General features: G+C 73.7%; 16 protein-coding genes and 1 pseudogene. 10 read left to right on the top strand and 7 right to left on the bottom strand.

Annotated features, from left to right (window positions below):
- Nucleotides 1-125: 125 nt before the first annotated feature.
- Complete coding sequence (gene purB / locus ACFV9M_RS38765) at nt 126-1,568, top strand: adenylosuccinate lyase (RefSeq protein ID WP_385076643.1); 1,443 nt, start codon at nt 126-128, stop codon at nt 1,566-1,568.
- The gene (gene mug, locus ACFV9M_RS38760) at nt 1,565-2,140 is read left to right on the top strand and encodes a G/U mismatch-specific DNA glycosylase (RefSeq protein WP_385076649.1); all 576 of its coding nucleotides are present in this window, start codon (nt 1,565-1,567) and stop codon (nt 2,138-2,140) included. Before purB ends, mug begins: the two co-directional genes overlap by 4 nt.
- Here mug and ACFV9M_RS38755 read toward each other — a convergent pair.
- From ACFV9M_RS38755 to ACFV9M_RS38745, 3 genes and pseudogenes are all read right to left on the bottom strand, one after another.
- Nucleotides 2,118-2,561 carry a hypothetical protein gene (locus ACFV9M_RS38755; RefSeq protein WP_385076640.1) on the bottom strand — a complete coding sequence of 148 codons (444 nt, stop codon included), beginning with the start codon at nt 2,559-2,561 and terminating at the stop codon, nt 2,118-2,120. The two genes, mug and ACFV9M_RS38755, sit on opposite strands and share 23 nt — an antisense overlap.
- A 169-nt stretch (nt 2,562-2,730) precedes the next feature.
- The gene (locus ACFV9M_RS38750; RefSeq protein WP_385076637.1) at nt 2,731-3,456 is read right to left on the bottom strand and encodes an ABC transporter permease; all 726 of its coding nucleotides are present in this window, start codon (nt 3,454-3,456) and stop codon (nt 2,731-2,733) included.
- Nucleotide 3,457: 1 nt separating this feature from the next.
- A pseudogene (locus tag ACFV9M_RS38745) lies at nt 3,458-3,712 on the bottom strand (ABC transporter ATP-binding protein); the annotation flags it as partial.
- Nucleotides 3,713-3,748: 36 nt separating this feature from the next.
- Here ACFV9M_RS38745 and ACFV9M_RS38740 point away from each other — a divergent pair.
- Nucleotides 3,749-4,411, top strand: a complete 663-nt coding sequence (locus ACFV9M_RS38740) for a response regulator (protein ID WP_385076634.1) — start codon at nt 3,749-3,751, stop codon at nt 4,409-4,411.
- A 100-nt stretch (nt 4,412-4,511) separates the two neighbouring features.
- Nucleotides 4,512-5,684 (top strand): ROK family transcriptional regulator, encoded by a 1,173-nt coding sequence (locus ACFV9M_RS38735; RefSeq protein ID WP_385076631.1) that lies wholly within the window; start codon nt 4,512-4,514, stop codon nt 5,682-5,684.
- Nucleotides 5,685-5,770: 86 nt separating this feature from the next.
- Here the strand turns inward: ACFV9M_RS38735 and ACFV9M_RS38730 are convergent, their stop codons facing one another.
- Nucleotides 5,771-6,532, bottom strand: coding sequence for a GntR family transcriptional regulator (locus ACFV9M_RS38730; RefSeq protein ID WP_385076628.1), 762 nt, complete (start codon nt 6,530-6,532; stop codon nt 5,771-5,773).
- A 216-nt stretch (nt 6,533-6,748) separates the two neighbouring features.
- Nucleotides 6,749-7,630 carry an RNA polymerase sigma-70 factor gene (locus tag ACFV9M_RS38725; RefSeq protein WP_385076625.1) on the bottom strand — a complete coding sequence of 294 codons (882 nt, stop codon included), beginning with the start codon at nt 7,628-7,630 and terminating at the stop codon, nt 6,749-6,751.
- A gap of 137 nt (nt 7,631-7,767) precedes the next feature.
- Between ACFV9M_RS38725 and ACFV9M_RS38720 the strand changes: the two genes are divergently transcribed.
- From ACFV9M_RS38720 to ACFV9M_RS38710, 3 genes are all read left to right on the top strand, one after another.
- Nucleotides 7,768-8,598 carry an alpha/beta fold hydrolase gene (locus ACFV9M_RS38720; RefSeq protein ID WP_385076622.1) on the top strand — a complete coding sequence of 277 codons (831 nt, stop codon included), beginning with the start codon at nt 7,768-7,770 and terminating at the stop codon, nt 8,596-8,598.
- A 166-nt stretch (nt 8,599-8,764) separates the two neighbouring features.
- Nucleotides 8,765-10,339, top strand: coding sequence for an alkaline phosphatase D family protein (locus ACFV9M_RS38715; protein ID WP_385076619.1), 1,575 nt, complete (start codon nt 8,765-8,767; stop codon nt 10,337-10,339).
- A gap of 191 nt (nt 10,340-10,530) precedes the next feature.
- A complete protein-coding gene (locus ACFV9M_RS38710) occupies nt 10,531-11,949 on the top strand; it encodes a GNAT family N-acetyltransferase (protein WP_385076617.1) in 1,419 nt (472 codons plus the stop codon).
- Nucleotides 11,950-12,304: 355 nt separating this feature from the next.
- Here ACFV9M_RS38710 and ACFV9M_RS38705 read toward each other — a convergent pair whose 3' ends face one another.
- Nucleotides 12,305-13,504, bottom strand: coding sequence for a trans-sulfuration enzyme family protein (locus tag ACFV9M_RS38705; RefSeq protein ID WP_385076614.1), 1,200 nt, complete (start codon nt 13,502-13,504; stop codon nt 12,305-12,307).
- Nucleotides 13,505-13,564: 60 nt separating this feature from the next.
- On the opposite strand from ACFV9M_RS38705, the gene ACFV9M_RS38700 reads away from it, so the two are divergent.
- Together ACFV9M_RS38700 and ACFV9M_RS38695 are read left to right on the top strand one after the other, a co-directional pair.
- A complete protein-coding gene (locus ACFV9M_RS38700) occupies nt 13,565-14,047 on the top strand; it encodes an Lrp/AsnC family transcriptional regulator (RefSeq protein WP_385076611.1) in 483 nt (160 codons plus the stop codon).
- A gap of 41 nt (nt 14,048-14,088) precedes the next feature.
- Complete coding sequence (locus tag ACFV9M_RS38695) at nt 14,089-15,780, top strand: DUF885 domain-containing protein (RefSeq protein ID WP_385076608.1); 1,692 nt, start codon at nt 14,089-14,091, stop codon at nt 15,778-15,780.
- Between the two features lie 96 nt (nt 15,781-15,876).
- On the opposite strand, the gene ACFV9M_RS38690 is transcribed toward ACFV9M_RS38695, so the two are convergent.
- The gene (locus tag ACFV9M_RS38690; RefSeq protein ID WP_385076605.1) at nt 15,877-16,371 is read right to left on the bottom strand and encodes a rhodanese-like domain-containing protein; all 495 of its coding nucleotides are present in this window, start codon (nt 16,369-16,371) and stop codon (nt 15,877-15,879) included.
- Between the two features lie 131 nt (nt 16,372-16,502).
- On the opposite strand from ACFV9M_RS38690, the gene ACFV9M_RS38685 reads away from it, so the two are divergent.
- Complete coding sequence (locus ACFV9M_RS38685) at nt 16,503-16,949, top strand: Lrp/AsnC family transcriptional regulator (RefSeq protein WP_385076602.1); 447 nt, start codon at nt 16,503-16,505, stop codon at nt 16,947-16,949.
- The last annotated feature ends 62 nt before the right edge of the window (nt 16,950-17,011 follow it).

Genomic DNA, 17,011 nt, shown 5'->3' with positions numbered 1-17,011 from the left:
GCCCCTGTCACACGCCTGTCACGCGCTGTTCGCGAGGCCGCCGACTCGACCACTTCTGACCTGGGCCTTCTCACACCGCGTAGACGGTGACGGACCACTGTGGACGGTAGGTAAACTCCGTACACGTGACTTCCGCTCCCGCCAAGCCCCGCATCCCGAACGTCCTCGCCGGACGCTACGCCTCCGCCGAGCTCGCCACGCTCTGGTCGCCCGAGCACAAGGTGAGGCTGGAGCGTCAGCTCTGGCTCGCCGTGCTGAAGGCGCAGAAGGACCTCGGGATCGAGGTTCCCGACGCGGCGATCTCCGACTACGAGCGCGTCCTCGACCAGGTCGACCTGGCCTCGATCGCCGAGCGCGAGAAGGTCACGCGGCACGACGTGAAGGCGCGGATCGAGGAGTTCAACGACCTCGCCGGGCACGAGCACGTGCACAAGGGCATGACCTCCCGCGACCTCACGGAGAACGTCGAGCAGCTCCAGATCCGCCTCTCGCTGGAGCTGATGCGCGACCGTACGGTGTCCGTCCTGGCCCGTCTGGGCAAGCTGGCCGGCGAGTACGGCGAGCTGGTCATGGCCGGCCGCTCCCACAACGTGGCGGCGCAGGCCACCACCCTCGGCAAGCGGTTCGCGACCGCCGCCGACGAGCTGCTCGTGGCGTACGGGCGGGTCGAGGAGCTGCTGGGCCGCTACCCGCTGCGCGGCATCAAGGGCCCGGTCGGCACGGCGCAGGACATGCTGGACCTGCTCGGCGGGGACGCCTCCAAGCTGGCCGGACTGGAGCAGCGCATCGCCGACCACCTGGGCTTCTCCCAGGCCTTCACCTCGGTCGGCCAGGTGTACCCGCGTTCGCTGGACTACGAGGTCGTCACCGCGCTGGTGCAGCTGGCGGCGGCGCCGTCGTCGCTGGCGAAGACGGTCCGGCTGATGGCCGGGCACGAGCTGGTGACCGAGGGCTTCAAGCCGGGCCAGGTCGGCTCCTCCGCGATGCCGCACAAGATGAACACCCGCTCCTGCGAGCGCGTCAACGGCCTGATGGTGATCCTGCGCGGCTACGCCTCGATGACGGGCGAGCTGGCCGGCGACCAGTGGAACGAGGGCGACGTGTCCTGCTCGGTGGTCCGCCGGGTGGCGCTCCCCGACGCGTTCTTCGCCCTCGACGGCCTGCTGGAGACGTTCCTGACGGTGCTCGACGAGTTCGGCGCCTTCCCGGCGGTCGTGGCGCGTGAGCTGGACCGCTACCTGCCGTTCCTCGCCACCACCAAGGTGCTGATGGGCGCGGTCCGCGCGGGCGTGGGCCGGGAGATCGCGCACGAGGCGATCAAGGAGAACGCCGTGTCGTGCGCACTGGCGATGCGCGAGCAGGGCGCCGAGCGCAACGAACTGCTGGACCGGCTCGCCGCCGACGAGCGCATCCCGCTGGACCGCGCCGGGCTCGACGCGCTGATGGCCGACAAGCTGTCCTTCACAGGTGCCGCCGCCGACCAGGTGGCCCTCGTCGTCGGCCGGATCGAGGAGATCGTGAAGCAGCGCCCCGAGGCCGCGGGTTACACCCCCGGAGCGATCCTCTGACCCGCTTCACCCAGGCGGACCTGGAGGCCGCCCGCGACCGTCTCGTCCCGGACGTGGTCGCGGGCGGTCTGCGTGTGCTGTTCTGCGGGATCAACCCGGGGCTGATGACGGCGGCGACCGGCCACCACTTCGCCCGCCCGGGCAACCGCTTCTGGCCGGTGCTGCACCTGTCCGGTTTCACGCCGCGCCTGCTGAAGCCGGCGGAGCAGCGGGAGCTGCTGGAGTACGGCCTCGGCATCACGAACGTCGTCGCACGGGCCAGTGCCCGCGCCGACGAGATCACGGCGGAGGAGTACCGCGAGGGCGGGCGGCTGCTGGCGGAGAAGGTGGCCCGGCTGGAGCCGCGCTGGCTGGCCGTGGTGGGCGTCACGGCCTACCGGGCGGCGTTCGACGACCGCAAGGCCCGGGTGGGCCCGCAGGAGCGGGTCATCGGGGACACGCGGGTGTGGGTGCTGCCCAATCCCAGCGGTCTCAACGCCCATTGGACGGCGGCGACGATGGCGGAGGAGTTCGCGCGGCTGCGGGTCGCGGCCCGGACGGATCCGCCCGCTACGGCGGATCCGTCTCGGTGACGACGGCGAGCAGTTGGAACGGCAGCTCCTTGTCCCACTGGGAGACCCCGAGGGCTATCCAGCGGGCGGTGTCCGGCGCCTGCCACAGGTGCAGGTCCGGCACGTGCGCGCTGAGGGAGGCCCAGGGCTCGGGTATGTCCTCGCCGTCCATGGAGCGCTCCAGCGTGCTCGCCAGGCTGACGCGGTGCGGTGGGCCCCAGCGGTCGGCGAGCCGCTCCGTCAGCCCGTCCCGGTCGGCCTCGTACTGCGCCTCCGTCTCCTCCCACTCCGTCCCGTCGTCCTCCCAGAAGTCGCCGCTGGTCTGTAACTCGGCGACGAGGTAACCGGGTCCGCCCGTGCCCACGTCCGTCCTGCCGTGCCGCGCGGGGAAGTCCCGGGCGCACAGCAGGTCGACGGTGGCGAGGCAGCGCGCGATGTCCATGCGGCCCAGTAAACAGGCCGCCACTGACAACTGGCGTGGCGTCAGGCACCGCGCGGATAGGGCGTCGTGGATCGGACGTCGTGGACCGGGCCTCGCGGACCGGGCCTCGCGGACCGGACCTCGCGGACCGGACCTCGCGGACCGGACCTCGCGGATCGGGCCTCCCGCGTCAGGCGTCCCGGCGCCGCACGCTCCACGCTCCCGCGAGGAGCGCGGCGGCGGTCCACAGCGCCGTCACCCCGAGCCCGGACCACGGGCCCAGCAAGCCGTCGTGCGTCTCGTGCATGACCACTTGGCCCGCCTTGTCGGGCAGGAAGTCGGTGGCTCCGCCGGCGACGTCCCCGATCACGAACGAGACCACGATGAGGAACGGGATCAGCAGGGACAGCGCGCCCACCCCGCTGCGCAGCACGGCCGAGAGACCGGCCGCGAGGAGCGCCATCAGCGTGAGGTAGATCCCGCAGCCCACGACACCGCGCGCCTGCTCGCCCACGGTGAGACCGCTCGCCGCGTCGCCGAGCCCCGCTCTGGCGGCCACGAGCGCGGCGAAGGCCGTGACCAGCCCGACGGCCAGTACCGGCAGGGCGATCGCCGCGGCCTTGGCCGCGAACCACCGTCCGCGCCGCGGCACCGCGGCGAGCGAGAGCCGCAGCGCGCCCCCGTGGAACTCCGAGGACACGGCCAGGGACCCGAAGGAGATCGCGGCGATCTGGCCGGGTGTGACACCGGACAGTGCCATGAACAGCGGGTCGAACTCCGGGTCGGACGTCTCGGAGACGCCCGCGATCGCGGAGAACGCCGTGGTCGCCGCGGAGAGCGCGAGCAGCGCCCCGAGCAGCGAGCGGAGCGTGCGGATCTTCAGCCACTCGGAGTGGAGGACGGGTGCGAACGACATGTCAGGCCTCCTGCGGCTGTGCGGGCTGTGCGGGCTGTGCGGTGAACTCGGTCTCGGCCGACGTCAGATCGAGGTAGGCCTGCTCCAGCGTTCCTTCCTCCCGGGCGAGTTCCAGTACCGGCACTCCCGCGGCGGACGTGAGGCGTCCGATGTCGTCCACGCGCGCGTGGTCGACGGTCCAGTGCCCGTCCTCGTGCTCCACGGCGTGGTGGCCGTGCGGGGCGAGGGCGCGTCCGAGCGCGACGGGGTCCGTGGTGCCGCCGCGCGCCAAGTCCTGATCTACGCTGGCCGGATGCCGGTGACCGTACTGCTCGTCGACGACGAACCCCTGGTCCGCGCGGGGCTGCGCGCCGTGCTGGAGGCCCAGCCCGACATCGAGGTCGTCGGGGAGGCCGCCGACGGGGCGGCGGTGATCCCGCTGGTGCGGAGCCTGCGGCCCGACGTGGTCGCCATGGACGTCCGCATGCCGCTGATGGACGGCATCGAGGCCACGCGGGCGGTGCTGCGGACGGCGGCGGAGCCTCCGAAGATCCTTGTGGTGACGACGCTCGAGAACGACGAGTACGTGTACGAGGCGCTGCGCGCGGGCGCCGACGGGTTCCTGCTGAAGCGGGCCCGGCCGGCCGAGATCGTGCCCGCGGTGCGGCTGGTCGCCGAGGGCGAGTCGCTGCTGTTCCCGGCGTCGGTACGACGGCTCGCCGCCGAGTACGGCGACGGGCACGGCAGCCGGGCGGCCCGGGACGTGCTGGTGCGGGCCCGGCTGACCGAGCGGGAGGCGGAGGTGCTGCGGCTGATGGCGCGCGGGCTGTCCAACGCGGAGATCGCCGCGCGGCTGGTCGTGGGGGCGGAGACGGTCAAGTCGCATGTGAGCGCGGTGCCGGCCAAGCTCGGGGCGCGGGACCGCACTCAGGCGGTGATCACGGCGTACGAGTCGGGGTTCGTGTCCGCCGGCTGAGCCGGCGTGCCTCGCCCGCGGGTGCGGGTTCGGCACTCGCCGGGGTCCGCCGCGCCGAGTACGATCCGCCCCACACGCGCACGAGCTGGGAGGACGGACGTTGGGGCGGCTGACCGGCGGGGATCCCTCGCTGCTGCGAAGGATCAACTCCGCGGTGGTGCTGCACGCGCTGCGTGCCGCCGACTGCGCGACGCTGACGGAGATCACCCGGGTGACCGGACTGTCCCGGCCGACCGTCGAAGGGGTCGTCGAGGACCTCATCGGCGCCGGTCTCGTCGTCGAGAAGGCGGCGGAGGAGGGCGCCGCCCGACGCCAGGGGCGCCCGGCGCGGCGGTTCCGGTTCCGTGCGGAGGCCGGTCATCTGCTGGGCCTGGAGATCGGCGCGCACCGGGTGGCCGCGCTCCTGGCCGACCTCGACGGGCGGGTGCTGGGCGCTCAGGCCAAGGACGTCGACGAGTCGGCCCCGGCGGACGAGCGCCTGGAGCGGCTGCGGACCGCGGTCGCCGAGCTGCTGCGCCGGGCGGGCGTCCCGCGCAGCTCCCTGCGGGCCGTCGGTGTCGGCACGCCCGGGATCGTCGAGGCCGACGGGACGGTACGGCTGGGGACCGCGCTGCCCCAGTGGACGGGGCTGCGGCTGGGTGAACGGCTGAGCCGCTCCTTCAAGTGCCCGGTGCTGGTCGAGAACGACGCCAACGCGGCGGCCGTGGCCGAGCACTGGAAGGGCTCCGCCACCGAGTCCGACGACGTGGTGTTCGTGCTGGCGGGGCTGAGCCCGGGCGCCGGCTCGCTGATCGGCGGGCGGCTGCACCGCGGGTACGGCGGGGCCGCCGGGGAGATCGGCGCGCTGCACCTGCTGGGCCGGGAGGTGACGCCGGAGACACTGCTGTCGACGACGGACGAGCCGCTGCACCCGTTGGACGAGCAGGCGGTCGCCGAGGTGTTCGCCCAGGCCCGCCAGGGCGACCAGCGGGCCCGTGCGGCCGTGGACCGCTTCCTCCAGCGGCTCGTCCACGACGTGGCCGCGCTGGTCCTGGCCCTCGACCCCGAGCTGGTCGTCGTCGGCGGCTGGGCGGCCGGACTGGACGGCGTACTGGAGCCGCTGCGGCGGGAGTTGGCGCGATACTGCCTGCGGCCGCCGAGGGTGGCCCTGTCGCTGCTCGGGGAGGCGGCCGTGGCGACGGGGGCGCTGCGGCTGGCCCTCGACCACGTGGAGGAACAGCTGTTCGCGGTGGAGGGGACGGTGACGGGGCGCTCGCCTGCGGGACGCCCGTGACGCGGGGCCGCGGTTCGGGGCGGTCTCGGGGGCGGTGCTGGCGGAGCGGACCGGCCGGAGCCCGCCGTACGGGCCCCGGCGGGTCGTCAGGACGCCTGGCGTTGCGGGCCGTGGTGGATCTCCACGCCGCCCGCCGCGCCGAACGTCAGCCGGCAGGTGTCCGCGCGGTAGGTGGCGACGGAGAGCGCCGCGGTGCGGCCCTCGGTGAAGAAGCGGGTGGTGACGACGAGGACCGGGGCGCCGGGCAGCCGGTCGAGTTCCTTGGCGTCGTCGGCGCGGGCCGAGCCCAGTTCCACGGCGCGGTCCTGCCCCTCCAGCGCCAGGCGCTGGAGTTCGCGCAGCACCGCACGCGCGCGTGCCACCCCGGACGGGGCGTCGATGCCGGTGAGGTCGTGCACCGACGACCGCGGCACGTAGAGGAGTTCGGCGGCGACGGGCTGGCCGTGCGAGACCCGCGAGCGGCGCACGATGTGCACGGGCGCGTCGCGGCCGGTGTCCAGGGCGTCGGCGACGGCGGCCGGCGGGGCCGCGACCGCGCAGTCGACGGGTTGCCAGGCGTCGTCGTCGGCGCCCGGCCAGACCTGCCGTTCCGCGCCGACGTCGACGCCCACGCGGGGCGGCGCGACGGTGGTGCCGACACCGCGGCGACGCTGCAACCGGCCTTCCAGTTCCAGCTGCTCCAGCGCCTGCCGGAGCGTGGCGCGGGCGACGCCGAAGCGGGCGGCGAGCTCACGCTCGTTGGGGAGGATCTCTCCCACGGTGAACTCGGAGTCCAGTGCCTCGGTGAGCACGGTCCTCAGATGCCAGTACTTCGGTTCCGCGACCGATTCCAGTTGCGTGGTCCCCACCCTGTCCTCCGCAATCGCCGTGGTCCGGCGGCGTTTTCGCGCCCTTGTTTATTAAAGGTTGTTGTACTTCTCTGCGACCATAGGACGGCCCCCACCCTTGGTCAAGACCAATCCCCGACGCCTCGGGACACCGAAAAGCCCGCGCAGCACGGCGTTCACTCGACGTTCGTACGACGGTGTGCGGGGGGGCCGGCCCGCAAGCGGGTGCGCCGCCGGTCAGCCCGCCAGGGCGCGCAGCTTGTCGGGGTTGCGGATGACGTAGACGGCCTGGATGCGGCCCTCGGCCACGTCGACCTGGAAGAGGGCGTCCGGCTTGCCGCCGGACAGCACCAGGACGGCGAAGCCGCCGTTGATCTCCAGGTAGCGGCGGGACGGGTCGGGGAGGTCCTTGGCCGCCACGCCGGTGAGGAACCTGCCGACGCGGTCGGCGCTCTCCAGGACGCGCAGCGGCGCCTTCGCCTTGCCACCGCTGTCGCCGACGAGCCGGACGTCCGGCGCGAGCAGCGCCATCAGGCCCTTCAGGTCCCCCTCCGCGGCGGCCGCGAGGAACCGTTCGGTGAGCTCGCGGCGCAGGACGGGGTCGACCTCGTAGCGGGGCCGCCGCTCCTCGACGTGCCGGCGGGCCCGGCCGGCCAGCTGGCGCACCGCGGACTCGGTCCGGTCGAGTACGGCGCCGATCTCGGCGTACGGGTAGCCGAACGCCTCCCGCAGGACGAACACCGCCCGCTCCAGCGGGGACAGCGACTCCAGGACGACGAGGACGGCGAGGGAGACGGAGTCCGCGAGCACGGCCCGTTCGGCGGTGTCCTCGACGGTGTCGCCGAAGTCGGTGACGTACGGCTCGGGCAGCCACGGGCCGACGTAGGCCTCGTTGCGGGTCTTGATGCGGGCGAGGCGGTCTAGGGCGAGGCGGGTGGTGACGCGTACCAGGTAGGCACGGGGTTCCCGGACGTCGCCGCGGTCGGCGGCGGACCAGCGCAGCCAGGCGTCCTGGACGACGTCCTCCGCGTCGGCGACCCGCCCGAGCATGCGGTAGGCGACGCCCAGGAGGAACGGCCGGTGCTCTTCGAAGACGTCGGTGGCGGTCTCTGCGGTCACGGTGCCATCCCATCCGACGGGCGCGCGGGTGTCCACCCGGTTCGCGAACGGAGGGCTACCCACGGGTAGCAGTTGCTGACAAGCTGTCTACGTACGCGTCCCGGCCGGCGTCCGCCCGTTGACACGAGGAGCCCCGCATGTCCGCCACCGCCTCCTTCACGATCCCCTCCTCCAACGGCCCGCGGCCCGTCACCGTCTCGTACGCGCGCGTGGGGCGGGGCGAGCCGCTGCTCCTGCTGCACGGCATCGGGCACCACCGGCAGGCATGGGACCCGGTGGTGGACATCCTGGCCGCCGAGCGGGACGTGGTCGCCGTGGACCTGCCCGGCTTCGGCGCGTCCCCGGCCCTGCCCGACGGGCTCGCCCACGACCTCCCCACGACCACCGCGGTGCTCGCGGCCTTCTGCGCGGCGCTGGGGCTCGAACGCCCCGACGTGGCGGGCAACTCGCTGGGCGGCCTGCTGGCCCTGGAGCTGGCCCGCGAGAAGCGCGTACGGTCCGTCACCGCCCTGTCCCCGGCCGGGTTCTGGTCGGAGGCCGAGCGCCGCTACGCCTTCGGCGTGCTGCTCGCCATGCGGCGGATCTCCCAGCGACTGCCCGTTCCCCTCGTCGAGCGCCTCTCCCGCACCGCGGCCGGCCGCACGGCCCTCACCAGCACCATCTACGCCCGCCCGGGCCGCCGTTCACCCGAGGCGGTGGTCGCCGAGACGCTCGCGCTGGCGCGGGCCACCGGCTTCGACCAGACCCTGCGGGCCGGTACGGCCGTGAGGTTCACCGACGACCTCCCCGGGACACCCGTCACCGTGGCCTGGGGCACCCGGGACCTGCTGCTCGTGCGCCGCCAGGGTGTCCGCGCCAAGCAGATCATCCCCAAGGCCCGCCTGGTCCGCCTGCCCGGCTGCGGTCACTGCCCGATGAACGACGACCCGGCCCTCGTCGCCCGCGTACTCCTCGACGGCAGCCGCTGAGACGGGGCGGGGGCCGTTCCCCGGCCGCCGGAGGGCCGTTCCCACCCCGCGGGCCTCCTCCGAGGGCGTCGCGCCCAGTTGTTCACCTGCGGTTTCCGTGTGCGCTGCGGCGTACCAGTAGGTGTGACTGTGCACACCGGCCGGTACCGTCCCAGGAGGCCCCTCCATGTCATTCAGTCCGCTCCCCGGGCGCCGCAGTGTTCTGCGGGGCTCGTTGGCCGCGTCCGCGGCGCTGACCCTGCCCGTCGCCGCCGGTGCGGCGCCGGCCCTCGCCCTGTCGGGGCGTCCCGCGGCGAAGTGGGGCGTGCAGACCGGGGACGTGTCCGCGAACGCCGGACTGGTGTGGGCGCGCTCCGACCGTCCCGCGCGGATGATCGTGGAGACGGCCGCCACGGAGTCGTTCCGCGACGCGCGCCGCTTCCACGGTCCGCTGCTCGGCGCGGGCACCGACTTCACCGGCACGACCGCGTTGCACGGGCTGCCGGCCGGCGAGCAGATCCACTACCGCGTGCTGCTCGCCGACCCGGACGACCCGCGCCGCACCGGCGAGCCGGTGACCGGCACGTTCCGGACCGCCTCCGACACGCGGCGCGACGGCGTGCGGTTCGTCTGGTCCGGCGACCTGGCCGGGCAGGGCTGGGGCATCAACCCGGAGATCGGCGGCTACCGGATCTACGACGCGATGGCCGCGCTCGACCCTGACTTCTTCCTGTGCAGCGGCGACAACATCTACGCCGACGGCCCGCTCACCGAGACCGTCACCCTGCCCGACGGGCGGACCTGGCGGAACGTCACCACCGAGGAGAAGGCGAAGGTCGCCGAGACGCTGGCGGAGTTCCGCGGCAACTTCCGCTACAACCTGCTGGACGAGAGGCTGCGGGCCTTCAACGCCCGGATCCCCTCGATCATCCAGTGGGACGACCACGAGGTCACCAACAACTGGTTCCCGGGCGAGATCTTCGCCGACACCCGGTACACCGAGAAGAACGTCGACGTGCTCGCCGCGCGCGCCCGGCAGGCGTTCTCGGAGTACTTCCCGATCTCGACGCTGCGCCGCCCCGACGGCCGGGTCTACCGGGTGCGGCACCACGGACCGCTGCTGGACGTCTTCGTCCTGGACATGCGCACCTACCGGAACGCGAACTCGGCGGACGACCAGAGCGCCGACGCGCAGGGCATCCTCGGCCGCGAGCAGCTGGAGTGGCTCAAGCGCGAGCTGGGCCGCTCCCGGGCCGTGTGGAAGGTGATCGCCTCGGACATGCCGATCGGCCTGGTGGTGGCGGACGGCACGGACGGCGCCGCCAACTTCGAGGCGGTGGCGCAGGGCGACCCGGGCGCGCCCCTCGGCCGCGAGCTCCAGATCGCCGAGCTGCTGCGGTACGTCAAGCACCGGCGGATCACCGGCACGGTGTGGCTGACCGCCGACGTCCACCACACCTCGGCCCAGCACTACGACCCGTCTCGGGCGGCGTTCAAGGACTTCGCGCCGTTCTGGGAGTTCGTCTCGGGGCCGCTCAACGCGGGCGCCTTCCCGGCGAGCGCGCTGGACGGCACGTTCGGCCCGGACCGCGTCTTCGTCAAGGCGCCCACCGCGTCCAACGTCTCCCCCGCGGAGGGCTACCAGTTCTTCGGCGAGGTCGACATCGACGGCGACAGCGGAGAGCTGACGGTCCGGCTGCGCGAGCAGGACGGCACCGTGCTGTTCACCCAGGTGCTGCAGCCGGGCCGGGTCGGCCAGTAACTCCCGTACCCTGTAAGGGCGCTCCGCGCACCGACGTCATCCCCGGTGCGCGGCGCGGCCCCGTACGACCTGCGGCTCCCCGGCCGTAGAAGAATCAACAAAACCGGACATATGCCTCCTTTACCCATCAGTCACACAGCGTTCGTGATCACGCAACACCGCTCCTTCACAGTGGCTGCATGAGTCGAGACATGTCTGATGTGACGCGCCACAAACACGGGCGCCCGGTGCACCACTGGCGGCGGGACGCGGTCGAGCTCGCCGCGCTCTTCACCGCGGTCGCGGTGGCCGACGTGGTCGCGAACCTCGTGGGGCACGGCCCCGACGGCCCCGGACTGCTGGTCCTCTCCGCCGCCGCGCTGATCGCCACGGCGGGCTTCCACATCTGGTGGACACGCCGCCACGGTCACGCACCTCCCACGGGTGATACCGATGCCCGGCCGCCCTCCACCGAGGGTCAGGCCGGGCGGCCGTCCGCTCTCCCCGGCCGGGCCGCCGGGGAGAGCGCCCTGTGGCGGATGCGGACGACGGTGAAAGACGAGCCGGGGTCGCTGGCCGCGTTGTGCGCGGCGCTGGCCGAGCACCGGGTGGACATCCTCAGCCTGCAGACGCACCCGCTGGGCGAGGACACCGTCGACGAGTTCCTGCTGCGCGCCCCCGGCACGCTCGCGGGCGCCGACATCACCCGGGCCGTGGCACGGGCGGGCGGTGCGGACACCTGGATCGAGCGGGCCGACGCCCACGACCTCGTGGACGCCCCGACGAGGGTGCTGGGCCTCGCCACCCGCACGGCCCTGGACGCGGCGGAACTCCCGCTCGCGCTGAGGCAGTTGCTGGGCCGGTGCACGATCCGTTCGCTGCCCGCCTCGGCGCGCGGCGCTGGGCGGCGGCCGGACGGCGTGCCCGTGGAAGGGGTCCTGGAGGACACCGTGATGCGCCTGCGGGCGCCGGAAGGCGGAGTGATCACCGTGGAGCGGCCGTACCTGCCGTTCACCCCCACCGAGTTCGCGCGGGCGCGGGCGCTGGTGGAACTGGACGCCCGCCTGGGCCCGAGGGTCCCGCGCGGACACGACGTGCTGACGCTGCCCGAGGGCAACGACATCACCGTGCGCCGGGCGGACATCGGTGACCTGGAGGCGGCGAAGGCGATGCACGAGCGCTGCTCGGCGCGCACGCTCGGCATGCGCTACCACGGACCGGTAGGCGACGCCGACCGCTACCTCAACCACCTGCTCAGCCCCCGCTTCGGCCGCACCCTCGCGGTGCAGACCCCGTCCGGGCACGTCGTCGGCCTCGGCCACCTCCTGTGGGACGGCGACGAGACGGAGGTGGCGCTGCTCGTCGAGGACCAGTGGCAGCGGCGCGGCATCGGCGGCGAACTGCTCAGCCGGCTGGTGGAGATGGCCGTCGAGGCGGGCTGCGAGAGCGTCTACGCGGTGACGCAGTCCTCCAACACCGGCATGGTCGCCGCCATGCGCGGCCTCGGCCTGCCCCTCGACTACCAGATCGAGGAGGGCACCCTCGTCATCACCGCCCGGCTGAACCCGCCGGCCGGCAGCGCTGCGGAGCTGTCGCTGGAGGGGTCCGGGGAGCGGGCCGCCCGCGACTGACCCCTTGGACCCACGGACGGCCCGGCGCCCCCCGGCGCCGGGCCGTCGCGCGTCGAGGGGCGGGCGCGGGGGTGAGCCGGTCGGCGGGGCGAGGGTGACGGACGGCCGTTTTCCCGGGGCGGGCGGGCATGCGCCGTTGATCCCGGGGCGGGCGGGCATGCGCCGTTGATCCCGGGGCGGGCGGGCATGCGCCGTTGTTTCCGGGGCGCTGGTGGGGTGCGAGCCGTTGATCCCGGGGCGCTGGTGGGGTGCGAGCCGTTGATCCCGGAGCGCTGGTGGGGTGTGAGCCGTTGTTCCCGTGGCGCTGGTGGGGTGTGAGCCGTTGTTCCCGTGGCGCTGGTGGGGTGTGAGCCGTTCACCCGGCGACGGAGCCGTTCAGCGCCTCCTCCAGGTCCGCCCAGAGGTCCTCGACGTCCTCCAGCCCCACCGACAGCCGCAGCAGCCGGTCGCTCACGCCGGCGCCGCGCCGTTCCCGCGCGTCCACGATGCGGTGGCTGATGGACGCCGGGTGCTGGATGAGCGTGTCGACGCTGCCGAGGCTCACGGCCGGGATGATCAGACGGACGCCCGCGATCACCTCGTGCGGGTCGCCGTGGACCTCGAAGGCGATCATGGCGCCGCCGATCCGCGGGTAGTGGACGCGGGCGACACGCGGGTCGGCGGCCAGCCGGCGGGCCAGTTCGGCGGCGGTCGCGGAGGCGGCCCGTACCCGCACCGGGAGCGTCGACAGGCCCCGCAGCAGCAGGTAACCGGCCAGGGGATGCAGCACCCCACCGGTGGCGAAACGTATCTTCCGTAGCTGTCCGGCGAACTCCTCGTCACAGGCGACGACACCCGCCAGGACGTCGCCGTGGCCGCCCAGGTACTTGGTGGCGCTGTGCAGCACCAGCCGCGCGCCCTGTTCCGCCGGACGCTGGAGCACGGGCGTGGCGAAGGTGTTGTCGACGAGCAGCGGCACGGATCCGCAGGCGTGCGCGACGGCCCGCAGGTCGGCCTCGGCGAGAGTCGGGTTGGCCGGCGACTCCACCAGCACCAGGCCGGTGTCGGGGCGCAGCGCGTCCGCGATGCCGGCCGGGTCGGTCCAGGTGACCTCCGAACCGAGCAGTCCGGCGGTCAGCAGGTGGTCGCTGCACCCGTAGAGGGGGCGGACGGCCACGACGTGCCGCGGGCCCGTCGAGGCGCGCGCCAGCAGGACCGCGCTCAGCGCGGCCATCCCGCTGGCGAAGGCGACCGCGCTCCCGGTGCCCTCCAGCCGGGCCAGCGCGGTCTCGAAGCGGGCCACCGTCGGGTTGCCGAGCCGTCCGTAGACGGGCGGGCCGGCCGGCTCGGCCCCGGTCGCGGCGAACGCGTCGACGCGGGCGGCCTCGGCCCGGCTGTCGTACGAGGGATAGGTGGTGGACAGGTCGATCGGCGGGGCGTGCAGGCCCTGGCGGGCCAGGTCGTCCCGGCCGGCGTGCACGGCCTCGGTGGCCAGGGCGCGGGGCGCTCGGGGCGCTCCCGGTGCGGATCGGCGCGCGCCGTCGTACGCGCGGGTGCTCGCTGAGGCTGAGTCCATGGACCGCAGGGTGAACAACGCCCGGACTGCGGTGGCTGACGGCCGTGTTACGTTCGGCGTATGGCCGATTCCGTCGTACTGGACCCGGTGGATCTCCAGCTGCTGCGGCTGCTGCAGAACGACGCCCGGACCACCTACCGGGACCTCGCGGCGCAGGTGGGTCTCGCGCCGTCGACCTGTCTGGACCGGGTGACGCGGCTGCGCCGGTCGGGGCTGATCCTCGGCCATCGGCTGCGGCTCGATCCGGCCAAGTTGGGCCGCGGTCTGCAGGCGCTGCTGTCGGTGCAGGTCAGGCCGCACCGCAGGGAACTGGTGGGGCCGTTCGTGGAGCGGATCCGGGCGCTGCCGGAGGCGTTGACCGTCTTCCACCTCACCGGGCCCGACGACTACCTCGTGCACGTGGCGGTCGCCGACATGGCCGACCTGCAACGGCTGGTCCTCGACGAGTTCACGGCCCGCCGGGAGGTGGCCCGGGTGGAGACGCGGCTGATCTTCCAGCAGTGGGACTGCGGGCCCCTGCTGCCGCCCGCCGCGTCGGCGTAAACGCCGTGACGCGCGCCTCCCCTCGTACGAGGATGGTGCGCATGTCGCAGACCAACACCCCGCTGCCCCGCGAGGTCGCCGACGCCTACGTCGACGAGCTCATCGCCCTCGACCCGGTCACCGGTACCTATCTCGGCGTGAAGGAGAGCTCCAGCCGTCTGCCCGACTTCTCACCCGCGGGCCAGGAGTCCCTCGCCCGGCTCGCCCGGGACACCCTGGCCCGGCTCGACGAGGCGGAACGGCGGCCCGGCGCGGACCATGACGTCGAGCGCCGCTGCGGACGGCTGCTGCGCGAGCGGCTCACCGCCGAACTCGCCGTGCACGACGCCGAGGAGGGCCTGCGCTCGGTCGGCAACATGGCCACCCCGGCGCACCACGTGCGCGAGGTGTTCACCGTGACGCCGACGCAGACCGACGAGGACTGGGCGGCGATCGCCGAGCGGCTGCGCGCGGTGCCGGCGGCGCTGGCCGGCTACCGCGAGTCCCTGGCGCTCGGCCTGGAGCGCAAGCTGTACGCGGCTCCGCGGCCGACCGCCACGTTCATCGGCCAGCTCACCGAGTGGGCGGACCCGGACGGCTCGGGCCGCGGCTGGTTCGAGGACTTCGCCGCCGACGGGCCCGAGGCGCTGCGCACGGAGCTGGACGAGGCGGCCCGGGCGGCCACCGCGGCGGTCGTCGCCCTGCGGGACTGGATGCGCGATGTGTACGCGCCGACCGTGGAGGACGTGCCGAACACCGTGGGCCGCGAACGCTACGCGCGCTGGTCCCGCTACTTCAACGGCACCGACCTCGACCTCGACGAGGCGTACGCGTACGGCTGGTCCGAGTACCACCGCATCCTCGCCGAGATGCGGCGGGAGGCGGAGAAGGTCCTGCCGGGCGCCGAGACGCCGTGGACGGCGCTCGCGCACCTCGACGAGCACGGCAAGCACATCGAGGGTGTCGACGAGGTCCGCGACTGGCTGCAGGGCCTGATGGACCAGGCGATCGACGCGCTGGACGGCACCCACTTCGAACTCGCCGAGCGGGTGCGGAAGGTGGAGTCGCGCATCGCACCGCCCGGCAGCGCGGCGGCCCCCTACTACACGTCCCCGTCGGAGGACTTCTCCCGCCCGGGCCGCACCTGGCTGCCGACGATGGGCCTGACCCGCTTCCCCGTCTACGACCTCGTCTCCACGTGGTACCACGAGGGCGTCCCCGGCCATCACCTCCAGCTCGCGCAGTGGGTCCACGTGGCCGAGGACCTCTCCCGCTACCAGGCCACGGTCGGCATGGTGAGCGCCAACGCCGAGGGCTGGGCGCTGTACGCGGAGCGGCTGATGGACGAGCTCGGCTTCCTCACGGACGCGGAGCAGCGGCTCGGCTACCTGGACGCGCAGATGATGCGCGCGGTGCGGGTCATCGTCGACATCGGCATGCACCTGGAGCTGGAGATCCCGGCGGACTCGCCCTTCCACCCCGGTGACCGCTGGACGCCGGAGCTCGCCGAGGAGTTCTTCGGCGCGCACAGCAGCCGTCCGAAGGACTTCGTGGCGAGCGAACTGACCCGCTACCTGAGCATCCCCGGCCAGGCCATCGGCTACAAGCTCGGCGAACGGGCCTGGCTGCTGGGGCGGGAGAGGGCCCGCGAGCGGCACGGCGACGCCTTCGACCTGAAGTCCTGGCACATGGCGGCCCTGTCGCAGGGGTCGCTGGGGCTGGACGACCTGGTGGACGAGCTGGCGCGGCTGTGACCGACGGCGCGCGGAGAGGGGGCCCGGCCCTGCGGGGCCCCGTGGGGCCGGGCCGCGCAGGGCCGGGCCGCGCAGGGCCCCTCTCTCCGCGCGGCCTCAGCAGCCGCAGTCCTCTGCGTCCACCGGCGCGGTCAGCGCATCGGCGTCGCGCCGCTCCCGGCCCTCCCAGGTCTCGAACTCGAAGCCCTCGCGCACCCAGTACTCGAAGCCGCCGAGCATCTCCTTGACGCGGTAGCCGAGTTCGGCGAGGGCGAGGGCGGCACGGGTAGCGCCGTTGCAGCCGGGGCCCCAGCAGTACGTCACGACAGGGACGTCCCGGTCGAGGAGTTGTCCGGCCTGCTCGGGGATGAGCGCGGTGGGCAGGTGGACCGCGCCGGGGATGTGCCCCTGGTCCCAGGACTCGGTGGAGCGGGAGTCCAGGACCACGAAGCCGGGGTCGCCGCCGGCCGCGAGCGCTGCGGCCACGTCGGAGACGTCCGCGTGGAAGGCCAGGCTCGCCCGGAAGTAGGAGGCGGCCTCGGCCGGGGCCGCGGGAGCCACGCGCAGGACGGGGTTGGCGGGGGTGACGGCGGTGGTGGCGCTGGGGGTCATGACAGGGCCTTTCGCGGTGGTGCTGACTGTTCCCGATGACCGGAAATCTACGGCCGCCGATCCCCGCGCTGAAGGGGCGTTCCCCGGCCCCGACCTTGCCCGGCCAGGGATTTCCCTGCTATTCCTCGGCCATGACCGTGTATTCCCCGGACGCCACCGACTGGCGCATCCTCGAGGTCCTCCAGCGCGAGGGCCGGGCCAGTTTCGCCGACCTGGCGCGTGCCGTGTCGATGTCGGCGAGCGCCGTCACCGAGCGGGTGCGGCGCCTGGAGGAGGCGGGCGTCATCCAGGGCTACGCGGCCGTCGTGGACCCCGAGCGGCTGGGGCTGCCGATCCTGGCGTTCGTCCGGCTGCGCTACCCCACCGGCAACTACAAGCCGTTCCACGACCTGGTGGCCGTCACGCCGGAGATCCTGGAGGCGCACCACGTCACCGGCGACGACTGCTTCGTCATCAAGGTCGCCGCCCGCTCGATGCGGCACCTGGAGGAGGTGTCGGGCCGGATCGGCACGCTGGGGTCGGTGACCACCAGCGTCGTCTACTCCTCCCCGCTCCCCCGGCGCCCGCTCGGCCACTGAGACACCCGTGCGCCCGGGCGCCCGAGCACCCGTATCCCCGTGCACCCGTGCACCCGTGCACC

This window comes from Streptomyces sp. NPDC059895 (assembly GCF_042731035.1).
Lineage (GTDB): Bacteria > Actinomycetota > Actinomycetes > Streptomycetales > Streptomycetaceae > Streptomyces.
This window is presented reverse-complemented; position numbering and strand designations above follow the sequence as displayed.

What these genes read in the sequence shown, in the direction of transcription:
- ACFV9M_RS38715 (WP_385076619.1), top strand. Translation starts at nt 8,765, where the DNA reads ATGTCATTCAGTCCGCTCCCCGGGCGCCGCAGTGTTCTGCGGGGCTCG.
- ACFV9M_RS38705 (WP_385076614.1), bottom strand. Translation starts at nt 13,504, where the DNA reads ATGGACTCAGCCTCAGCGAGCACCCGCGCGTACGACGGCGCGCGCCGA.
- ACFV9M_RS38750 (WP_385076637.1), bottom strand. Translation starts at nt 3,456, where the DNA reads ATGTCGTTCGCACCCGTCCTCCACTCCGAGTGGCTGAAGATCCGCACG.
- ACFV9M_RS38690 (WP_385076605.1), bottom strand. Translation starts at nt 16,371, where the DNA reads ATGACCCCCAGCGCCACCACCGCCGTCACCCCCGCCAACCCCGTCCTG.
- ACFV9M_RS38710 (WP_385076617.1), top strand. Translation starts at nt 10,531, where the DNA reads ATGTCTGATGTGACGCGCCACAAACACGGGCGCCCGGTGCACCACTGG.
- ACFV9M_RS38720 (WP_385076622.1), top strand. Translation starts at nt 7,768, where the DNA reads ATGTCCGCCACCGCCTCCTTCACGATCCCCTCCTCCAACGGCCCGCGG.
- ACFV9M_RS38700 (WP_385076611.1), top strand. Translation starts at nt 13,565, where the DNA reads ATGGCCGATTCCGTCGTACTGGACCCGGTGGATCTCCAGCTGCTGCGG.
- ACFV9M_RS38695 (WP_385076608.1), top strand. Translation starts at nt 14,089, where the DNA reads ATGTCGCAGACCAACACCCCGCTGCCCCGCGAGGTCGCCGACGCCTAC.
- ACFV9M_RS38740 (WP_385076634.1), top strand. Translation starts at nt 3,749, where the DNA reads ATGCCGGTGACCGTACTGCTCGTCGACGACGAACCCCTGGTCCGCGCG.
- ACFV9M_RS38685 (WP_385076602.1), top strand. Translation starts at nt 16,503, where the DNA reads ATGACCGTGTATTCCCCGGACGCCACCGACTGGCGCATCCTCGAGGTC.
- ACFV9M_RS38755 (WP_385076640.1), bottom strand. Translation starts at nt 2,561, where the DNA reads ATGGACATCGCGCGCTGCCTCGCCACCGTCGACCTGCTGTGCGCCCGG.